17 protein-coding genes are annotated in these 21,291 nt (G+C 59.3%); 5 read left to right on the top strand and 12 right to left on the bottom strand.

What is annotated here, in order from left to right; all coding sequences use genetic code 11:
• Positions 1-109: 109 nt before the first annotated feature.
• The 4 genes from AC1DKH_RS19220 to AC1DKH_RS19235 form a co-directional block, all read right to left on the bottom strand.
• Entirely contained in the window at positions 110-535 is a 426-nt protein-coding gene (locus AC1DKH_RS19220; RefSeq protein ID WP_477798953.1) for a hypothetical protein, read from the bottom strand.
• Between the two features lie 543 nt (positions 536-1,078).
• The gene (locus tag AC1DKH_RS19225; protein ID WP_477798954.1) at positions 1,079-2,191 is read right to left on the bottom strand and encodes a polymorphic toxin type 44 domain-containing protein; all 1,113 of its coding nucleotides are present in this window, start codon (positions 2,189-2,191) and stop codon (positions 1,079-1,081) included.
• Positions 2,192-2,306: 115 nt separating this feature from the next.
• Positions 2,307-2,792, bottom strand: coding sequence for a hypothetical protein (locus AC1DKH_RS19230; protein ID WP_477798955.1), 486 nt, complete (start codon positions 2,790-2,792; stop codon positions 2,307-2,309).
• A gap of 216 nt (positions 2,793-3,008) precedes the next feature.
• Positions 3,009-4,472 carry a glyceraldehyde-3-phosphate dehydrogenase gene (locus tag AC1DKH_RS19235; RefSeq protein WP_477756617.1) on the bottom strand — a complete coding sequence of 488 codons (1,464 nt, stop codon included), beginning with the start codon at positions 4,470-4,472 and terminating at the stop codon, positions 3,009-3,011.
• A 363-nt stretch (positions 4,473-4,835) separates the two neighbouring features.
• On the opposite strand from AC1DKH_RS19235, the gene mfd reads away from it, so the two are divergent.
• The 3 genes from mfd to AC1DKH_RS19250 are packed head-to-tail and all read left to right on the top strand — an operon-like array spanning position 4,836 to position 11,574.
• Positions 4,836-8,285, top strand: coding sequence for a transcription-repair coupling factor (gene mfd, locus AC1DKH_RS19240; RefSeq protein ID WP_477798956.1), 3,450 nt, complete (start codon positions 4,836-4,838; stop codon positions 8,283-8,285).
• A gap of 10 nt (positions 8,286-8,295) precedes the next feature.
• Positions 8,296-8,874 carry a CsiV family protein gene (locus AC1DKH_RS19245; RefSeq protein ID WP_477798957.1) on the top strand — a complete coding sequence of 193 codons (579 nt, stop codon included), beginning with the start codon at positions 8,296-8,298 and terminating at the stop codon, positions 8,872-8,874.
• Between the two features lie 6 nt (positions 8,875-8,880).
• On the top strand, positions 8,881-11,574 hold the full coding sequence (locus AC1DKH_RS19250) for an SNF2-related protein (RefSeq protein WP_477798958.1): 2,694 nt from the start codon (positions 8,881-8,883) through the stop codon (positions 11,572-11,574).
• Between the two features lie 140 nt (positions 11,575-11,714).
• Here the strand turns inward: AC1DKH_RS19250 and AC1DKH_RS19255 are convergent, their stop codons facing one another.
• From AC1DKH_RS19255 to AC1DKH_RS19265, 3 genes are all read right to left on the bottom strand, one after another.
• Positions 11,715-12,452 carry an S-methyl-5'-thioinosine phosphorylase gene (locus AC1DKH_RS19255; protein WP_477798959.1) on the bottom strand — a complete coding sequence of 246 codons (738 nt, stop codon included), beginning with the start codon at positions 12,450-12,452 and terminating at the stop codon, positions 11,715-11,717.
• A gap of 12 nt (positions 12,453-12,464) precedes the next feature.
• A complete protein-coding gene (gene nagZ / locus AC1DKH_RS19260) occupies positions 12,465-13,475 on the bottom strand; it encodes a beta-N-acetylhexosaminidase (protein ID WP_477759921.1) in 1,011 nt (336 codons plus the stop codon).
• A 158-nt stretch (positions 13,476-13,633) separates the two neighbouring features.
• Entirely contained in the window at positions 13,634-14,341 is a 708-nt protein-coding gene (locus tag AC1DKH_RS19265; protein ID WP_477798960.1) for a TetR/AcrR family transcriptional regulator, read from the bottom strand.
• A gap of 229 nt (positions 14,342-14,570) precedes the next feature.
• Between AC1DKH_RS19265 and lexA the strand changes: the two genes are divergently transcribed.
• Positions 14,571-15,179: a transcriptional repressor LexA gene (gene lexA, locus AC1DKH_RS19270; protein WP_007995278.1), complete on the top strand. Its 609-nt coding sequence runs from the start codon at positions 14,571-14,573 to the stop codon at positions 15,177-15,179.
• Positions 15,180-15,189: 10 nt separating this feature from the next.
• A complete protein-coding gene (sulA, locus tag AC1DKH_RS19275; protein WP_007991406.1) occupies positions 15,190-15,666 on the top strand; it encodes an SOS-induced cell division inhibitor SulA in 477 nt (158 codons plus the stop codon).
• Positions 15,667-15,759: 93 nt separating this feature from the next.
• Here sulA and AC1DKH_RS19280 read toward each other — a convergent pair whose 3' ends face one another.
• The 5 genes from AC1DKH_RS19280 to fadA form a co-directional block, all read right to left on the bottom strand.
• The gene (locus tag AC1DKH_RS19280; RefSeq protein WP_015095953.1) at positions 15,760-15,993 is read right to left on the bottom strand and encodes a hypothetical protein; all 234 of its coding nucleotides are present in this window, start codon (positions 15,991-15,993) and stop codon (positions 15,760-15,762) included.
• A 94-nt stretch (positions 15,994-16,087) separates the two neighbouring features.
• Positions 16,088-16,612, bottom strand: coding sequence for a DUF6586 family protein (locus AC1DKH_RS19285; protein WP_477798961.1), 525 nt, complete (start codon positions 16,610-16,612; stop codon positions 16,088-16,090).
• A 413-nt stretch (positions 16,613-17,025) separates the two neighbouring features.
• Positions 17,026-19,653, bottom strand: coding sequence for a type I DNA topoisomerase (gene topA, locus AC1DKH_RS19290; protein WP_477798962.1), 2,628 nt, complete (start codon positions 19,651-19,653; stop codon positions 17,026-17,028).
• A 114-nt stretch (positions 19,654-19,767) separates the two neighbouring features.
• Positions 19,768-20,004, bottom strand: coding sequence for a DUF1653 domain-containing protein (locus tag AC1DKH_RS19295; protein WP_477754640.1), 237 nt, complete (start codon positions 20,002-20,004; stop codon positions 19,768-19,770).
• Between the two features lie 99 nt (positions 20,005-20,103).
• Complete coding sequence (gene fadA / locus AC1DKH_RS19300) at positions 20,104-21,279, bottom strand: acetyl-CoA C-acyltransferase FadA (RefSeq protein WP_053160736.1); 1,176 nt, start codon at positions 21,277-21,279, stop codon at positions 20,104-20,106.
• Between the last annotated feature and the right edge of the window lie 12 nt (positions 21,280-21,291).

Here is a 21,291-nt window from a genome sequence, read left to right on the forward strand (position 1 = left end):
CAACGGAATCAATAGCCACCGAATGTATCGCGACCGAGGTTTATTAGCAGGAATGGACACGGACTCCGTCTCCTAGATTCACCTTACAAGTTGTGCATCTCACTACTCTTCATGGGCTTGCGGTATCCGTGAAGCATTGCTTTAGTCGATGCGTATCCGTGCCACTGCCTTCGCTGTAATCAATGTCGCCATTGGCATTGAGGTAAATATGCGTATTGGGCCACCTAGGGGTTACGTTGACGCAATGTCGGAGCGCGCCATCGTTCCACCAGGAAATTTCCATGAAAAAATTCTCATCCGGAAACAGAAAGCCATAATCACGCGTACCGCCTCCGGGTTGCATACGCCCCTTGAAAATACGGTCCTGCACGTTCCATATGTATTTAAGTTCGCCACGAGCATCTTCGGAGTAGTGAACAGTCACAGTAGGTAACGCAATATCCCAATGAGTGATGGCCAAAAACACAACTGAAATCCACAACCACCTTCTATACCTTGGACCTGTTTTACGTACAGGTGTGAACACGATCTCCATCCCCTCAGCTTTATGAAGTAATTGCCGACACCTTATTCACGATCATCCATGGATATCCCGCTCTGTGGGTATTACTTGGCCCATCTCACACCGATACTGATCGTCAACTATGGCACACATCAAGGTTTCGCCAAGTCCCACTGGCACTCCTTCAACTGATCCACGTCAGTACCGCTCCCCTCCCACATATCAATATTGCCGTCGGAGTCGAGGAATATATGCGTATTTGGCCACTTAGGTTTAATGCTGATGCAGTGCCAACGCCCGTTCTCGGCTGCCCAAGAAAACTCCATGAAAAATTCGGCATCCGGAGATAGATATCCGTGGTCACTGGTGGCACCTCCTGGGGACATCCGCCCCCTGTATATCCGGTCTTGAACGTTCCAGGTGTACCGCAATCCGTGCTCGGCATCTTTGGAATAATTGACGGTTGCACTGGGTAGAACATAAACATTCCAGAGGGCCATCAACTGCAATACCAACAGTGGCAGCAGCAGTGGTAAAAACGGAATCCATAGCCACCGTAAGTAACGAGATCGGGGGTTATTTACAGACGTGGACACGGACTCCATCTCCCCAGTTCTCTGGTGGAACTGCCAGCACCTTATTCATGATCATCTGCGCTGATATCCCGCCTTCAGGGTGCTGATGGGCGAGCTTTATACCGATGCTTATCGACACTCTATCAGCTACATCATCCCATGATCGCAATTCAGTCCAAGGGCTAGCTGTAGGACGAGGGCCAAGGAGCTCTCTATCCTCTTTGGGCGTTGTACGTAACTCTTCGGCTTTGCGCAGGGTATCTGAGGCGATTTGCTCGGCCCCTGCTCCGTCTAGCAGTAAGCTTTCTGAAAGTCCACCTATGATTCCGACATAACCGTAGTGGATGTTCGACCAAATGTCGTAGTAGTAGAGATACTTCCCTTGCTTGTGTCGTACCCCAGGAAACAGCTCCCGAAGTTTCGGCTTGTGATCCCACTCCATGTTTTGACCCACTTGTTTAGTCCAGATCGCCATCGCCTCAAGCTTCTTCGTCCATGCAATTCCGTTGAAATTTGGTGGTCCAGCCAGTCTGGCGTACCAGGGTAACGCCCGAAATTTCCTGGCTTGCGCGCCGCTGTCGTAGCTCATCAGCTCTTTCATTTTCAACACGGACGGATGCTTGATGTTCCTGTTCATCTCACCTGCAATGTAGCTGGCAAGCTCTTCCATCTGGTCTGGATGGTTACAGGCTTCGCTTCCACCAAGGTCGCCGGGTGGTGCAGAGATTTTATCTGCCCGCTTCAGATCAACCACCTGAGGCTTGGCTGTAAAGCTGTTTTCAGCCGGAGCCGCCGATGAGCCCGCAGCCCTGGTAGCCGGCTGCGCAGGGCTTGCGTTGCTTTGATACGTGGCCGTCATTACGGAGGGGATCAGCCGAGCTTTACAGGGGCAATTACTGTAACTGTCCAGCGTACCAGCCATGGGCTTTCCATGACTGATCATGTGCGAAATGCCACCGACGATCCGATACGTCTTCCCGTCTTTTCCACACGTGACTCGATCACCATCGCAGGCGTGGGCAACGCCATACATCATGATCCGGGTGTCACCATCCAGAACTTTGCCACCACAAGTGGTTCGGTCATTCAGACCGATGAAATGTCCTTCTTTCATTGAGTTTTTTCTCCGTTACTTCCGGCCGAGTGCAGAAAGTTTTCGACCATCAGCTGCGTGAGCATTTAAGCAACGCAGCACTGAGACAGCTTTGGACAGCGCCAGACTTCGCCACTCAGTCCGCGACCGATGACAAAAAATCCTCGCCCATCGACACACCTTCGCGCGCAATAAACACGTAGCCGCCTTGCGGTGTATTGATGATTTCGTCGCCATTGCTGAGCACGCTGCCGACCAGCGCCACATCATTGTTGTCTTGCCCTGCGCCGGTGATGATTTGCGCTGTACTGCCATCGGCATACAGGACGTAGTCGCCTGTTCGCGCTACGCGCACCGACCGTCCATTTTCCAACTTGAACTCCAGCGGCTCTGTCCCTTGCTGGATCACCCCGCCGTTACGGGTCTGGCTGCCCTCGGTTGCGCACCGGAAGATGGCGATAGCAGGATGAGTGTCGATGTAAGCCTGCTGTTGACGCACAACCACTTGGGCGTGCTCATGGAATTGCGCAATTTGCTGCTCAGTGAAGTGTGGATTGTCCAGACTGCGCAGATACTCTGGGGAAACATCGTTGGTATACAAAGGCTGCAAGGGTGCATTCATTTCAAAATCCTTATCCTTGGAAGGGTGTTCAGAAATAATGCGGCGGACGCTAACAGCGGCGCGACTCTCACGGCAGGGTCAAAAGAATGGTTCAGAAATTTCGCCAAAAGAAACGATCCTTTTCCTACAGGATTGTTTCTAAAGCGTATTTATTGCGGAGCGCACAAACAAAAACGCCCCAACCAAGGTCGGGGCGCTTCATGTGCCGCTAAAGGCTTAGCGCGGGAATGCTGGCGGGTTTACACCGGCCATGTCTTCCATCACGCGAACCACCTGGCAGCTGTAACCGAATTCGTTGTCGTACCAGACGTACAGAACAACGCGGTTATCCTGGGTGATGGTCGCTTCCGCGTCCACTACGCCTGCGTGGCGCGAGCCAACGAAGTCGGTGGAAACCACTTCCTGGGAGCTCACGTAGTCGATCTGCTTGTGCAGATCCGAGTGCATGGCCATCTGGCGCAGGTACTCGTTGATCTCTTCGCGAGTGGTGGCCTTTTCCAGGTTCAGGTTCAGGATGGCCATCGACACGTTCGGCGTAGGAACGCGAATCGCGTTGCCGGTCAGCTTGCCCTTGAGCACTGGCAGCGCCTTGGCGGCTGCGGTGGCGGCACCGGTCTCGGTGATTACCATGTTCAGCGGCGCGGCGCGGCCACGACGGCTGCCCTTGTGGAAGTTGTCGATCAGGTTCTGGTCGTTGGTGAACGAGTGAACGGTTTCGACGTGGCCGTTGATGATGCCGTACTTGTCGTTGACTGCCTTGAGCACCGGCACAATGGCGTTGGTGGTGCAGGAAGCCGCCGAGATGATCTTGTCGTCAGGGCTGATATCGCCATGGTTGATGCCATGCACGATGTTCTTCAGCGCGCCCTTGCCAGGTGCGGTGAGGATCACGCGGGCAGCGCCCGGGCAGGCCAGGTGCTGGCCCAGACCGTCAGCGTCACGCCATACACCGGTGTTGTCGACGATCAGAGCGTTTTCGATGCCGTACTGGGTGTAGTCGACTTCGGCCGGGCTCTTGGCGTAGATCACCTGGATCAGGTTGCCGTTGGCGGTGATGGTGTTGTTGGCTTCATCGATGGTGATGGTGCCATCGAACGGGCCATGGACCGAGTCGCGGCGCAGCAGGCTGGCACGCTTGACCAGGTCGTTCTCGGCGCCCTTGCGGACAACGATGGCGCGCAGGCGCAGGCCGTCGCCACCACCGGTTTTCTCGATCAGGATGCGCGCCAGCAGACGGCCGATACGACCGAAGCCGTAGAGGACAACGTCGGTGCCTTTGCGGGCGGATACGTTTTGCTGGCCAACCACGTCAGCCAGTTCTTCACGGACGAACTGCTCGGCAGTACGGCCATTGCCTTCGGCCTTGAATTTGGCCGCCAGCTTGCCCAGGTCCACCGAAGCGGCGCCGAGCTTGAGCTCGCTCATCGCCTTGATCAGCGGGAATGTTTCGTGGACGGACAGCTCGCTTTCGTCGGACTGACGGTGACGAGCAAAGCGGTGAGCTTTGAGAATCGCAATGACTGAACGATTGATCAGGCTGCGGCCATAGATCGAGCTCACCACGTTGTTATTGCGGTAGAGCTGACCGATAAGCGGAATCATCGCTTCTGCGAGTGCTTCACGGTCGATCCATTCACCAAGACACTGGTCGGGCTTCTGAGTCACGGGAACCTTCCACATGTAGGGGCAGAAAAAAGGGGCTACATTATGCCGCCGAGTGACCGCCGTAGCAATGCGCGCCCGTCGTGCTTTACGTAACAAATCGTCGTTCAAAAAACTTACGCATCGCGCCAGCCCAATAAAACCGGGGCTTGCAGCGCAGTCAATTTTTTGGAGGTCACGCCTCGTTATCCGTAACCCTCCGTAACACTCGTTGTTTTTGCCACTACATATTCAGTAATTTCTGGCAAAAAACCGCCGAATTTTGTCTTTACCACTACATTTCACCAAACCCGTGCTTTAGACGCAGTCAGCAACTGACAGGCGGCATCGTAGACCGCTACAATTACCGACTTTGTCGCAACGCTTGGAGCTCAACCTTCCGTGCCCGTTCTGCGTCTACCGCTTCTCCCTGCCGCGGCAGGTAAACAGCACTGGGGCAACCTGCCCGGTGCCGCCCTGAGCCTGGCCATTGCCGAGGCCGCCAGCGCTGCCAAGCGCTTTACCCTGCTGCTGACCGCCGACAGCCAAAGTGCCGAACGGCTGGAACAGGAGCTGGGCTTCTTCGCCCCGGATTTGCCCGTATTGCACTTTCCCGACTGGGAAACCCTGCCCTACGACCTGTTCTCACCGCACCAGGACATCATTTCCCAGCGCATCGCCAGCCTGTACCGGCTGCCGGAGCTGAGCCATGGCGTGCTGGTGGTGCCGATCACGACCGCCCTGCACCGCCTCGCGCCGACCAGATTCCTGCTCGGCAGCAGCCTGGTGCTGGATATCGGCCAGAAACTCGACGTCGAGCAAATGCGCACCCGCCTCGAGGCCACCGGCTATCGCTACGTCGATACCGTGTACGAGCATGGCGAGTTCACCGTTCGCGGTTCGCTGATCGATCTGTTCCCGATGGGCAGCAAGCTGCCGTATCGCATCGATCTGTTCGACGACGAAATCGAAACCCTGCGCACCTTCGACCCGGAGAACCAGCGCTCCATCGACAAAGTCGACTCGGTCAAGCTGTTGCCGGCCAAGGAGTTTCCGCTACAGAAAGAAGCGGTCACCCGCTTCAAGGCGCGGTTTCGCGAGCGTTTTGACGTCGACTTCCGCCGCTGCCCGATCTTTCAGGACCTGAGCAGCGGGATTACCCCGGCCGGTATCGAGTACTACCTGCCGCTGTTCTTCGAAGAAACCTCGACCCTGTTCGATTACTTGCCCCAGGACACGCAAGTGTTCTCGCTGCCCGGTATCGAACAGGCCGCGGAAAACTTCTGGAACGACGTGCGCAATCGCTATGAAGAACGCCGCGTCGACCCGTCCCGGCCTTTATTACCACCCGCCGAACTGTTCCTGCCGGTGGAAGACTGCTTCGCGCGCCTGAAGAACTGGCCGCGCGTGGTGGCCAGTCAACAGGACGTGGAAAGCGGTAGCGGTCGCGAGCGCTTCCCCGCTCGCGAGCTGCCGAACCTGGCCATCGAAGCCAAGGCCACCCAGCCAATGGCAGCGCTGGCCGAATTCCTCGACCAGTTCCCCGGTCGCGTGTTGTTCACCGCCGAATCCGCAGGCCGCCGCGAAGTGTTGCTGGAGCTGCTGGAACGTCTGAAGCTGCGACCGAAAACCGTCGACAGCTGGCCGGACTTTGTCGCCGGCAAGGATCGCCTGGCAATCACCATCGCCCCGCTCGACGAAGGCTTGCTGCTCGACGACCCGGCCCTGGCCCTCGTCGCGGAAAGCCCGCTGTTCGGCCAGCGCGTGATGCAGCGCCGTCGCCGCGAAAAGCGCGCCGATGCCAACAACGATGCCGTGATCAAGAACCTCACCGAGCTGCGCGAAGGTGCGCCGGTGGTGCACATCGATCACGGTGTCGGTCGCTACCTGGGCCTGGCAACCCTGGAAATCGATAGCCAGACCGCTGAATTCCTCGCCCTGGAGTACGCCGAAGGCGCCAAGCTTTACGTGCCGGTGGCCAACCTGCACCTGATCGCCCGCTACACCGGCAGCGACGACGCCCTGGCCCCGCTGCACCGCCTCGGTTCCGAGACCTGGCAGAAAGCCAAACGCAAAGCCGCCGAACAGGTGCGTGACGTGGCCGCCGAGTTGCTCGACATCTATGCCCGTCGTGCCGCCCGCGAAGGCTACGCTTTCGCCGATCCGAAAGCCGACTACGCCACCTTCAGCGCCGGCTTCCCGTTCGAAGAAACCCCGGACCAGCAAACCACCATCGAAGCGGTGCGCGAAGACATGCTCGCGCCCAAGCCAATGGATCGCCTGGTGTGCGGCGACGTCGGCTTCGGCAAGACTGAAGTGGCGATGCGTGCCGCGTTCATTGCAGTCCACGGTGGACGCCAGGTGGCGATCCTGGTGCCAACCACCCTGCTCGCCCAGCAGCATTACAACAGTTTCCGCGACCGCTTCGCCGACTGGCCGGTGACCGTGGAAGTGATGAGCCGCTTCAAGTCGGCCAAGGAAGTGAATGCGGCGGTCGCGGACCTGGCCGAAGGCAAGATCGACATCGTCATCGGCACGCACAAGTTGCTGCAGGACGACGTGAAGATCAAAAACCTCGGCCTGGTGATCATCGACGAAGAACACCGTTTCGGCGTACGCCAGAAAGAACAGCTCAAGGCGCTGCGCAGTGAAGTCGACATCCTGACCCTGACCGCTACGCCGATTCCGCGCACGCTGAACATGGCGGTGTCGGGCATGCGCGATCTGTCGATCATCGCCACGCCGCCGGCTCGTCGCCTGTCGGTACGCACCTTCGTCATGGAGCAGAACAAGAGCACGGTCAAAGAGGCCTTGCTGCGTGAGTTGCTGCGTGGCGGCCAGGTCTACTACCTGCACAACGACGTGAAGACCATCGAGAAATGCGCCGCCGACCTCGCCGAACTGGTACCGGAAGCACGGATCGCTATCGGTCATGGGCAGATGCGCGAACGCGATCTCGAACAGGTGATGAGCGACTTCTACCACAAGCGCTTCAACGTGCTGATCGCCTCGACCATCATCGAGACCGGCATCGACGTGCCGAGCGCCAACACCATCATCATCGAGCGTGCCGACAAGTTCGGCCTGGCACAGTTGCACCAGTTGCGCGGCCGGGTCGGACGCAGCCACCACCAGGCCTACGCCTACCTGCTGACGCCGCCACGCCAGCAAATCACCCCGGACGCGGAAAAGCGCCTGGAAGCGATTGCCAACACCCAGGACCTCGGCGCGGGCTTCGTGCTCGCCACCAACGACCTGGAAATCCGTGGCGCCGGCGAACTGCTCGGCGACGGCCAGAGCGGGCAGATCCAGGCCGTTGGCTTCACGCTGTACATGGAAATGCTCGAGCGCGCAGTGAAGTCGATCCGCAAGGGCGAGCAGCCGAACCTCGACCAACCGCTCGGCGGCGGTCCGGAGGTCAACCTGCGGGTTCCGGCGTTGATTCCCGAGGACTACCTGCCGGACGTTCACGCCCGCCTGATTCTCTACAAGCGCATCGCTTCGGCCACCGATGAGGACGGCCTCAAGGATTTGCAGGTGGAGATGATTGACCGTTTCGGCCTGTTGCCGGAACCGACCAAGAACCTGATCCGCATCACTGCATTGAAATTGCAGGCCGAGCAACTGGGCATCAAGAAAGTCGATGGCGGCCCCCAAGGCGGTCGCGTCGAGTTCGCCGCACAGACGCCGGTCGACCCGCTGACCCTGATCAAACTGATCCAGAGCCAGCCAAAACGCTACAAATTCGAAGGCGCCACGATGTTCAAGTTCATGGTTCCGATGGAGCGCCCGGAAGAGCGCTTCAATACTGTAGAGGCGCTGTTCGAGCGCCTCGTTCCGAAAACTGCTTGAAGGACGCCGCATGCGCCTGTTTCGCTCACTGACCTTGCTGACCCTGTTGATACCAGCACTGGTTGCACCCACGGCATTTGCCGATGACCTGTATCAGGTCGAAATGATTCTGGTCCGTCAAAACGCCGTGCCGGCGATTGTCAGCCGCGCCGCACCGGAAGACTGGGCCGCTGGCGCCCAACCCGTCAGCCCCGACAGCCTGCGTACACCAAGCCTGAATGGCGAGGTGGAAAAACTCACCAGCAGCGCCGACTACACGGTGTTGCTGCACAAGGCCTGGCAACAGACTCTCGGCGAAAACGCCAGCAAAGTGGCGATCAGCGACGGCAAGGAACAATATGGTCAGTTCCCGATCGAGGGCACGCTGAACATGACGCTGGGACGCTTTACCGACGTCGACGCCGATTTCTGGGTCAATCAGATCGATGCCAATGGCATGGTGACCGCCAGCGAGCGCCTGAAACAGGAAAGCCACACCAAAAACGGCCAGTTGAACTTCCTCGACAACGGCCACCTCGGCCTGCTGATCAAGATCACCTCGCTGACCGCTCCCGCACCCCGAGCAGCTCCCGAAGAAATTCCGGACTGATTCCCTATGTCCGCGACCCTGAGCAAACCCCTGGCACCATCCTGGGTCAGCCGATTCAAGGAACAGAGCCTGGAGCGTGGTCGCCGTTACGCGCTGGAGAATCGTGTCAGGATCGTCGAGGCCGGCGACGCCACGATCATTGCCGCCTGCGAAGGCTCTGGCAGTAACGTTTACCGTCAGACCATTCGCCTGCGCGAGTCAGCCAAGGGCACGCTGCTGATGGTCGACGCCACCTGCTCCTGCCCGGTCCACATCAACTGCAAACATTGCGCAGCGGTGCTCCTGCAAGTGCAGGAAACCCTCGACTTCCCCGCTGCCGCCAAAGACGCCGAACTTCTGGAAAAACTCCAGGCAGTCCTGGAAAACCGCAGCCCGAAAGCCCCGCCGCAAGTGCTGGTGGACAATGTGCAGCCCGTCCCGCGCCTGTGGCTGGCCAGCATCGAGTTCAGCGCGTTCGAACCGCGCAACGGCCGAATGCAGCGGTACATTCAGCATCGGGCGGCGCTGTCTTTCAGCTACCTGGACGAGTACGTGTCCGGGCAGAGAAACTCCGACATCCTGATTCGTCAGGAAACCCAGACGCTGCGGATAAAACGCCACCCGGAAGTGGAACAGTCCTACCGGGAACAGCTGCGAATCCTCGGTTTCAAAGTCGCCACCCGGCAAAGCAAGGCCTTGCCGGAAAGTGCCGGCGAGCTGTTCGAGATGGTCAATGACAGCGCCTGGCTGACCTTTACCCTCAATGAACTGCCGAAGTTGCGCACCCAGGGCTGGGAATTGCAGATCGACGAGGACTTCGGTTTCGACCTGACGGCGGTAGACGACTGGTACGCCACGGTCGAACAGGCACCGGAGCGCGACTGGTTCGATCTGGAACTGGGGATCATCGTCAACGGCGAACGCCTGAGCCTGTTGCCGATCCTGCTCAACCTGATGCGCTCCCACACCGAAATCCTCAACCCGGAACGCCTGGCCCGACGCCGCGACGACGAGCTGATCCTGGTCAACATTCCCAATCGCCCGAACTCCGAGTACGGCCCGCTGCAAGTCGCCCTGCCCTTCGGCCGCTTGAAGCCGGTGCTGGCCACCCTCGGCGAGTTCTACCTGCAGGAGCCCGGCGACACCACGCTGCGCCTGAGCAAGGCCGATGCCACGCGCCTGAACCCGCTGGAAGACATGCCACTACTGTGGGAGGGTGGCGAACAGATCCGCACCTTTGCCCAGCGCCTGCGCGACATCAAGGACCACACGGCCACCGCCCCGGACGGCCTGAATGCGACGCTGCGTCCGTATCAGCTCGAAGGCTTGAGCTGGATGCAGTCGCTGCGACAACTGGAAGTGGGTGGAATTCTCGCGGACGACATGGGCCTGGGCAAAACCCTGCAGACACTGGCGCATGTTCTGAGCGAGAAAAACGCCGGCCGCCTCGATCGGCCGTGCATGGTCGTAATGCCGACCAGCCTGATTCCCAACTGGCTCGACGAAGCGGCGCACTTTACGCCGCAGCTCAAGGTACTGGCGCTATACGGTGCCAGCCGCAAAAAGCACTTCGACAAGCTGGCTGACTACGATCTGATCCTGACCACCTATGCGCTGCTGCCCAAGGATGTCGAACGCCTGGCGGCGCAGCCCTTGCACATACTGGTGCTGGACGAAGCGCAATACATCAAGAACCCGAGCAGCAAGGCCGCCCAGGCTGCCCGTGAGCTCAATGCCCGGCAACGCCTGTGCCTGAGCGGCACGCCGCTGGAAAACCATCTGGGCGAGCTGTGGTCGCTGTTTCACTTCCTCTTGCCCGGCTGGTTGGGCGACGTCAAAAGCTTCAACCGCGATTACCGCGTGCCGATTGAAAAACGCACCAGCGAGGTCAGGCTCCAGCACCTCAACGGCCGGATCAAACCTTTCCTGCTGCGCCGCACCAAGGAACAGGTGGCCACCGAGTTGCCGCCGAAAACCGAGATCATCCACTGGGTCGAACTCAACGAGGCCCAACGCGACGTGTACGAAACCATGCGTTTGGCCATGGACAAGAAAGTCCGCGACGAGATCACCCGCAAAGGCGTGGCCCGCAGCCAGATCATCATTCTCGAAGCGCTGCTGAAACTGCGCCAGGTGTGCTGCGATTTGCGCCTGGTCAACGAGGCGACCCTGCCAAGCCGTGGCAGCACGTCAGGCAAGCTCGACAGCCTGATGGAAATGCTCGAGGAATTGTTCGAGGAAGGTCGACGGATCCTGCTGTTCTCGCAGTTCACTTCAATGCTGTCGCTGATCGAAGACGAACTGAACAAACGCGGCGTGGCCTACGCCCTGCTGACCGGCCAGACCCGCGACCGCCGCACGCCGGTGAAGGAATTCCAGAGCGGCAAACGTCAGATATTTCTGATCAGCCTGAAGGCCGGTGGCGTTGGCCTGAACCTGACCGAAGCGGACACGGTTATTCATTACGATCCGTGGTGGAACCCGGCGACGGAAAACCAGGCGACTGACCGGGCGTATCGCATCGGCCAGGAGAAGCCGGTGTTCGTTTATAAACTGATTGCGCGCGGCACGGTGGAAGAAAAGATTCAGCACCTGCAAAAGGAAAAATCCGACCTCGCGGCCGGCGTGCTGGATGGGCGCAAGGCCGGGGACTGGAAACTGCAGGGCGATGATATCGAAGCGCTGTTTGCGCCGCTGCCGGAAAACCTCGAAAAGCGTTGAGATTTGCGGCGCCTGAACCGGCCTCTTCGCTGGCAAGCCAGCTCCTACAGTGAGCACGTCGAACACAATATCTGCGAACGACACCAAACCTGTAGGAGCTGGCTTGCCAGCGAAGGACGCAACGCGGAACCAAGCCTGACTCAGCCCTTGAGCACCCGCGCCAGCGTCGATTTCACCTTGCCCATGCCGTCATGCAATGCCTGCTCGATCTCGGCCATGGTGATCACCGCCGTCGACTTGCCCGCCGCCGGGTTCACCACCAGCGCCAGACAGGCGTAATCCAGTTCCAGTTCCCGGGCCAGGGCGGCCTCCGGCATACCGGTCATGCCGACGATGTCGCAGCCATCGCGCTCCAGCCGGGCGATTTCAGCCACTGTCTCCAGGCGCGGCCCTTGAGTGCACGCATACACGCCATGACTGCTGTAGCCAACACCTTCCACCGCCAATGCCGCGATCAGTTGCTGGCGCAACGGTTCGCTGTAGGGGTAGCTGAAGTCGATATGGGTGACCTGCTCCAGGTCATCGGCAAAGTAGGTGTGCTCACGACCGCTGGTGTAGTCGATCAACTGATGCGGCACGCAGAAATGCCCGGTGCCCATGGCTGAGTGAATTCCACCCACGGCATTGACTGCGAGAATCGCTTGCGCCCCAGCCTGCTTCAGCGCCCAGAGGTTGGCGCGGTAGTTGACCTGATGCGGCGGAAAACGATGGGGATGACCGTGACGCGCGAGGAACAGCACTTCCTTGCCGGCATACTCGCCGATCTGAATGTCGGCCGAAGGTGCACCATAAGGCGTGTCCACTGCCAGTGACTGGCGAATGCTCAGGCCTTCGAGTTGAGTCAGGCCAGTGCCACCGATAATCGCGTAAACCGTCATAACGAACAGTCCTTAATCAATCAATTGAGCTTCTTTGAGTGCGCCGACAGCGGCCAGCCAGCGCGGGTCCTGACGGTATTCGGTGCTGGCGAACGACTGGCCGCGCATCCGCGCAATGCGCTCGGAAGGCTTGACCTTCAGACGCTGGGCAGCGCTCAGGGCCAGTTCGGCGGCCGCTCGATCGTTGCACACCAGGCCCATGTCGCAACCGGCAGTCAGCGCCGCTTCGATACGGCTGGCGGCATCGCCGACCACGTGGGCGCCTGCCATGGACAGGTCGTCACTGAAGATCACCCCGTCGAACTGCAACTCGCCACGCAGGATGTCCTGCAACCAGCGGCGGGAGAAACCAGCGGGCTGGGTATCGACTTGTGGATAAATAACGTGGGCTGGCATGACCGCGGCCAGCTGCTTGCTCAATTTGGCAAACGGCACCAGGTCGTTGGCACGGATCTCGTCGAGGCTGCGCTCATCATTCGGGATCGCGACGTGGGAATCCGCTTCCGCCCAGCCGTGACCGGGGAAATGCTTGCCGGTGGCCGCCATGCCTGCGCTGTTCATCCCGCGGATGAATGCACCGGCCAATTGAGCGGCGCGCTCCGGGTTACCCTCGAACGAACGGGTACCCACCACCGCACTGCGCTGGTAATCGAGGTCGAGCACCGGGGCGAAGCTCAGGTCCAGGCCGACGGCCAGCACTTCGGTCGCCATGATCCAGCCGCACTGCTCGGCCAGGTACTCGGCGTTCGGGTTGTCGGCGATGGCGCGCATGGCGGGCAAGCGCACGAAACCCTGGCGCAGGCGCTGCACACGACCGCCCTCCTGGTCCACAGCCAGCAACAAGTCGGGACGGACGGCGCGGATCGCCGCACTCAATTCACGCACCTGGCGTGGATGCTCGATGTTGCGGGCAAAGATGATCAGGCCACCCACTTCGGGCTGGCGCAACAATTGGCGATCTTCAGCCGTCAGCCAGGTACCGGCGACGTCCACCATCAACGAGCCTTGCAAGCCAGCAGTCATAAAAATTCCTTGATAACAGAAAACCCGGCCCACACGAATTCGCCGCCGGGCGCTGTGCCCGGCAGGTCGGCGATATCAATGGAAAACGGGTTCAGAACGAGAGTCGGCATGGGCGGCTAGCTTAGCGGATGTCGGCTGCCGCGCCCACCCGTGTGCGGTTAAACCTTGGCGACAACCGGTGTCGATTTGCTGCGTGGACGCAACTGGGCAGTGGCCATGGCCGCGTCAGTCACACCGGATTCGGCACGCATGCCGGCGGCCAGGAATGGCACCATCAGACGCATGACCTGCTCGATCGAGGTATTCACGCCGAAGTCGGTTTCAGCAATCGCCCGCAACGCCTTGATACCGGACATGCTGAACGCCGCAGCACCGAGCATGAAGTGCACGCGCCAGAACAGCTCGATGGGCGGAATACGCGGTGCCGCGTCGTTGACCAGTATCATGTAGCGGCGGAACACCTTGCCGTACATGTCTTCCAGATAACGACGCAAGTGCCCCTGGCTCTGACTGAACGCCAGTCCCAGCAAACGCATGAAGATAGACAGGTCGTTGCCACTGCGCGGCTGCACCACCAGAGCCTGCTCGACGAGGATTTCCAGCAACTCTTCGAGTGTCGGCCTGATTTCAGGTTTGGCCTGGCGCCGCTCCAGCTCTTTATCGAGACTGATGCAGAACGGCCCGAGGAACCGCGAGAAAACCGCCTGGATCAACGCCTTCTTCGAACCGAAGTGATAGTTCACCGCCGCCAGGTTGACACCGGCCTTGCTGGTGATCAGGCGCAACGAGGTTTCGGCGAAACCTTTTTCCGCGAACAACTGCTCGGCAGCATCGAGAATGCGTTCAACGGTTTCCGACTGGGCCATGGCTACTCCGCCTGACAAACACTTGTTTGAAACATACGTTTCAGCCTGCGCCTTGTCAAGCCTGGCAGTTCGTTTCGGGAATGGTCGGTCAGACATTTAACCACACAACGGCGAAGCTTCAATCCACTGCCTGATTGACCGTCCGGCGGCCACTGAAAAAAGGGGCATTGCCAAGACCGCTTCACTGTATATAATCCCAGTCACTGTATAAAAAAACAGAGCGATCAATATGCTAAAGCTGACGCCACGCCAAGCCGAAATTCTGGCCTTCATCAAACGCTGCCTGGAAGACAACGGCTACCCGCCGACCCGCGCGGAAATCGCTCAGGAACTGGGTTTCAAATCACCCAACGCGGCGGAAGAACACCTCAAGGCACTGGCCCGCAAGGGTGCAATCGAGATGACGCCTGGCGCCTCCCGTGGCATTCGCATCCCCGGCTTCGAAGCCAAGGCCGACGATTCCACCCTGCCGATCATTGGCCGGGTCGCAGCCGGCGCCCCGATTCTTGCGCAGCAACACATCGAAGAGTCCTGCAACATCAATCCCGCCTTCTTCCATCCGCGCGCCGACTACCTGCTGCGCGTCCATGGGATGAGCATGAAGGATATCGGCATTTTCGACGGTGACCTGCTGGCGGTCCACACCACCCGCGAAGCCCGTAACGGCCAGATCGTGGTGGCGCGAATCGGCGACGAAGTGACCGTCAAGCGCTTCAAGCGTGACGGCAGCAAAGTCTGGCTGATCGCCGAGAACCCCGAGTTCGCCCCGATTGAAGTGAACCTTCAAGACCAGGAACTGGTGATCGAAGGCTTGAGTGTCGGCGTCATTCGCCGCTAAAGGAGGCACCATGCAGTTCCCACAGACATCACCACAGCAAACCCAACTGCCGTTGTTCGAAGCGTTCATGGCACAGCCATTGGCGCCGATTCTGAAAGACGTAGTCGAGTCCCCCTGGAGCGCCGAACCTGACGTTTTCAGTGAGCTGTCACTGCGTGGTGCAGCCGGGAACTGCCTGAGCCTGCTGGCACCGATCCTCAGGGAATTGAGCCAGGACCAGGATGCACGCTGGCTGACACTGATCGCGCCACCCGCCAGCCTGACTCAAGCCTGGTTGCGAGATGCCGGCCTCAACCGCGAGCGCATTCTGTTGCTGCAACCGCGGGGCACCCAGAGCGCCCAGCAACTGACCTGCGAAGCGCTGCGTCTGGGTCGCAGCCACACGGTGGTCAGCTGGATCAACCCGTTGAGCCCGCAATCGCGGCAACAACTGATCAGCGCCGCCCGCACCGGGGACGCTCAGAGCCTGAATATTCGACTGGGCTGACTGACAGACAAAACGTGTGCTTCACCGCGCGAGGCTTCTCGAGGGACTGAGAAGCCGATGAGTAGCGATATCAAGAAAAACGACAGACGGGGATCAATGAAGCACCCGCGACCCCTCGTCCTTGTCGAATTCGCCTTCAACCAGGCGACCTGCCATCTGAACACCCACGCTCAACATCGCCTTGGCGACTTCCACGTGCTGCCCTTGCAGGAACGCCTTGGCGTCCTCGGAGAAATCCAAAGTAACCAGAGAACCCTCGTCCTCGGCCCTGCGCAGCTCGATACGGCCGTCTGGTAACTCGACAATTTCTAGAAAGGACGTTGGCATAAAGGACTGTTCTCCACGAAAGGCGGGGATTATATAGGCATCGCTCGGGCTTCGCTTGGGATCTTGACCAGATGTCATTACCCAAATGTGTGCGTCAGCACTCGTTCAACCCTTCACGAAACCGGATCGCCAAGCCTTTCAGGTTCTGACGCCAACTCTCCAGCTCTTCCCGGCTCAGTTCCTGCGGCGCGTCCTCTTCATCCAGATTGACCGCCTGAATCAGTGGCTGGGTCACGTCCCCTTTCGGCTTGTGCGGCGCGCGCGGCGGCTGAAACAGCGCAGCATGGGCGGCCAGGAGTTTGGCCAGCCAGGTCTCCGGGTTATTGGCCAGCTCGACCAGCTCAGCCATTTCCGGAATGGCGATGGTATCCAGCACCTCGCGAGTCAGCAATAACTCTGCACGGGGCGCATTGGCCTGAGGCAAGCGATAGTAACCGGCGATTTCGTGACACAGCCCCAACAGCGCGCCGTACAGGTGAAACAGAGCGGATTCGCGTCCCGCCTGGATCAGCGCCAGCGAATTCATCGCCCGCCCCTCTTCAGTGCGGGCCAGTGCTTCCAGCGACAGGCCGGCGAAATAAATCTTCTGATTGGTGCGGGTATAAAGTTCGTGGGCCATGACGGCAGCCTCCACAACGAAATAATTGCTTCATGCAGGTTGGACAGTGTCGTGGATCAGCCAGGCAAACCGCAAGTCCTCTGCCGATGCCGATACTGTAGGAGCGAGCTCGCTCGCGAAGAACGTCAACGATAACGCGTACATTCTGGATTAACGCGCAGTCCTTGTGTTTTTCGCGAGCGAGCTCGCTCCTACAACAAACGCAAAAAACGTAAAGCGCAATGTGCAAAGCGCCCCAACAAAAAGGCCGCATGAACACCCGAGGGTGGTCATGCGGCCTTGCGCACTGTACGCACTGTAGGAGCGAGCTTGCTCGCGATGGTCGTCAACGATGACGCGGGCCTTCAGAATGCCCGCGTTGCTCTCAGGTCCATCGCGAGCAAGCTCGCTCCTACACAGGGGGGTTGGCGGCATTAAGCCTTGGCTGCCGGACGTTTATCTTCAACCGCCCACTTGCCGCCGTCGTAGAACGCTTTCCAGCCAGTCGGCTTACCGTCAACCTCGGTCTGCACGTACTGTTCCTTGGTCTTGCGACTGTAACGAATCACAGTCGGGAGGCCATCCGGATCTTTCTTCGGCGCCTCACAGAGGAAGTGATACTTCGGATCGATCTCGTCCTTGTGCGGGATGATTTCCATCACCAGCGGAGCACGAGTCTCGCGGTTTTTCGGGAACTGGCTGGCGGCCAGGAACAAGCCTGATGCACCGTCGCGCAGAATGTAGGTGTCGTTGACCTTTTCGCACTTCAGCTCAGGCATCTTCACCGGGTCCATCTTCGGCGGTGCCGCATCGCCGCTCTTCAGCAGTTTGCGCGTGTTCTTGCAGGTCGCGTTGGTGCAACCGAAGAACTTGCCGAAACGGCCGGTCTTGAGCTGCATTTCGCTACCGCACTTGTCGCATTCCAGGCTCGGGCCTTCATAGCCCTTGATGCGATAGGTGCCCTCTTCGATTTCGTAGCCATCGCAATCCGGGTTGTTACCGCAGATGTGCAACTTGCGCTTCTCATCGAGCAGGTAGGCATCCATCGCCGTGCTGCAGATCGGGCAGCGATGCTTGCCACGCAACACCAGCGACTCCGACTCACCCTCGTCGTCCGCGGCGATTTCATCGCCCGGCACCAGGTTGACGGTAGCCTTGCAGCGCTCTTTCGGCGGCAGGCTGTAGCCCGAGCAACCGAGGAACACGCCGGTCGACGCAGTACGAATCTGCATCGGACGACCGCAGGTGGTGCACGGGATGTCGGTCATCACCGGTTGATTGGCACGCATGCCGCTTTCCGGGCTTTCGGCCACTTCGAGTTTCTTCTTGAAGTCGCCGTAGAACTCGTCGAGCACGTTTTTCCAGTCGCGTTCGCCCTGGGCCACGTCATCGAGATGCTCTTCCATGCCAGCAGTGAAGCCGTAGTCCATCAGGTTGGAGAAGCTCTCGGCCAGACGCTCGGTGACGATATCGCCCATCTTTTCCGAGTAGAAACGACGGTTGTGCAGCGCCACGTAACCACGGTCCTGGATGGTCGAAATGATCGCCGCGTAGGTCGAAGGACGACCGATGCCGCGCTTTTCCATTTCTTTTACCAGGCTGGCTTCCGAGTAACGTGCCGGTGGCTTGGTGAAGTGCTGGGTCGGATCAAGCTTGATCAGCTTCATCGCGTCGCCCTGGGCCATGTCCGGCAATACATCGTCGTCGCCCGGCTTGGCGATTTGCGGCATGACACGGGTGTAACCGTCGAACTTGAGGATGCGGCCCTTGGCGCGCAGCTCGAAGTCGCCGGCACCCACGGTGACGGTAGTCGACAGGTATTGCGCCGGCAGCATCTGGCAAGCGAGGAACTGGCGCCAGATCAGTTCGTAGAGGCGCTCAGCGTCACGCTCCATGCCCGATAGCTTGCTTGGCTCGGTATTGGCGTCGGAGGGACGAATCGCTTCGTGAGCCTCTTGTGCGCCTTCCTTGCTGCTGTAGACGTTCGGGGTCTCCGGCAGGTACTTCTTGCCGAACTCGCCTTCGATATAGGTACGCGCCATCGCCACCGCATCGACCGAAAGGTTGGTGGAGTCGGTACGCATGTAGGTGATGTAGCCGGCTTCGTACAAACGCTGGGCCATCATCATGGTTTTCTTCACACCAAAGCCCAGGCGGTTGCTTGCGGCCTGTTGCAGGGTGGAAGTGATGAACGGTGCCGACGGTTTGCTGCTGGTCGGCTTGTCTTCACGCTTGACGATGCTGTAGCTGGAAGCTTTGAGCTTCTCCAGCGCGGCCATGGCCTGGGTTTCATTGAGCGGCTTGAAGGCTTCGCCTTTCTCGCGAGCCACGTCGAAGCGCACAGTCGCGCCCTTGGCGGTGCCGAGGTCAGCGTGGACTTCCCAGTATTCTTCCGGGTTGAACGCACGGATTTCGCGCTCGCGCTCAACCACCAGTTTTACCGCAACCGACTGCACGCGACCGGCGGAAAGGCCACGGGCGATCTTGGCCCACAGCAGCGGCGAAACCATGTAACCCACGACGCGGTCGAGGAAACGACGCGCCTGCTGGGCGTTGACGCGGTCGATATCCAGCTCGCCCGGCTTTGAGAAGGCTTCCTGAATCGCCTTCTTGGTGATTTCGTTGAACACCACGCGCTTGTAGCGGCTGTCGTCACCACCGATGGCTTCGCGCAGGTGCCAGGCAATGGCTTCCCCCTCGCGGTCCAAGTCGGTTGCGAGATAGATGGTGTCAGCATCTTTGGCGAGCCGGCGCAGCTCTTCGATGACTTTTTCCTTGCCCGGGAGGATCTCGTACTTGGCTTTCCAGCCATGATCCGGATCGACACCCATGCGCGCGACCAGCTGCTTGCGCGCTTTTTCTTTCGGCGACAGTGCCGGCACTTCACCCGCAGCAGCCTTGCCGCGCTTGGCGGCTGGCTCTTTGCTGGCGCTAGCCGAACCGCTGGTGGGCAGGTCTCGGATATGGCCGATACTCGACTTCACCACGTATTCGTTGCCCAAATACTTGTTGATGGTCTTGGCCTTAGCCGGGGATTCCACAATGACCAGCGATTTGCCCATGGATCAGAAAATTCCTGAATTCGAGAAGTGAAAGGCGATTGGCGCCTGACGCGGCACCGCTATATATAGTGGCTACAAGGTGAGGTCAAGCGCAGGGTTCTGCGCGCACTCCCCTTATGGCTGCGGAAAAATGCTCGGTTCGGCCTGCACCAAAGCAAAGCGTGGCACCTGTTCGCCGTCAACCTCGACGGACTCCAGGAACATGCTCAAGGGACGCACCCAAAAGCCGTAATCGCCATACAGGGCTTGATAGAAGACCACTTCTTCTTCGCTTTCCGAATGCCGCGCAACACTGAATACGCGGTACTGCGGACCTTTGTAATGTTGGTAGAGCCCAGGTTGTATCGGCATGCTTTGGCCCTCACTCAAGTGTTTTCAAAATAAAAACAAAAATAAATCCGGAAAAACAAAAACCGGGGCACTTGGCCCCGGCTTCCATCAACGAGACGCTTAAACGCGTTCGAAGACGGTGGAGATGCCTTGGCCGAGACCAATGCACATGGTGGCCACCCCGAAGGTGCCGCCATTCTGCTTCATCACATTGAGCAAAGTGCCGGAGATACGCGCACCGGAGCAACCGAACGGGTGGCCCAGGGCGATCGCGCCGCCGTGCAGGTTAACCTTCTCGTTCATCTTGTCGAGCACTTTCAGATCTTTCAGCACTGGCAGGGCCTGTGCGGCGAAAGCTTCGTTGAGCTCGAAGAAGTCGATGTCGGAGATGCCCAGACCTGCGCGCTTCAATGCTTTTTGTGTGGCCGGTACTGGACCATAGCCCATGATTGCCGGATCCACACCTGCCACCGCCATCGAACGAATCACCGCCAGAGGCTGGATACCCAGGTCCTGTGCGCGTTGCGCCGACATCACGATCATGCACGAAGCACCATCGGTGATCTGCGACGAGGTACCGGCTGTCACGGTGCCGCCCTTCGGATTGAACGCCGGCTTCAGGGCCGCCAGGCTTTCCAGGGTGGTTTCCGGACGAATGGTTTCGTCGTAGTCGAAGGTTTTCAGGAAACCGTTCTCGTCGTAGCCCTGCATCGGGATGATTTCGTCTTTGAACTTGCCTTCCACGGTCGCCTTGTGGGCGAGTTGGTGGGAGCGCACGCCGAAAGCGTCCTGTTGCTCGCGAGTGATGCCGTGCATTTTGCCCAGCATTTCCGCGGTCAGGCCCATCATGCCCGAGGCTTTCGCCGCGTACAGCGACATATGCGGATTCGGATCGACACCGTGCATCATGCTCACATGGCCCATATGCTCGACGCCACCAACCACGAAGACGTCACCATTACCGGTCATGATCGCTTGCGCAGCAGTGTGCAGAGCGCTCATGGACGAGCCACACAGGCGGCTGACGGTCTGGCCGGCCGAGGTGTGCGGGATCTGGGTCATCAGCGACGCCATGCGCGCAATGTTCCAGCCCTGCTCCAGGGTCTGGTTCACACAGCCCCAGATCACGTCTTCGACTTCGCTCGGGTCAACCTTGACGTTGCGTTCCAGCAGTTTGCTGATCAGGTGCGCCGACATGTCTTCGGCGCGGGTGTTGCGGTGCATGCCGCCCTTGGAGCGGCCCATCGGAGTACGACCGAAGTCGACAATCACGACGTCTCTAGGATTCAAGCTCATAAGTTCACTCTC

Source organism: Pseudomonas sp. 05L36, assembly GCF_056398125.1.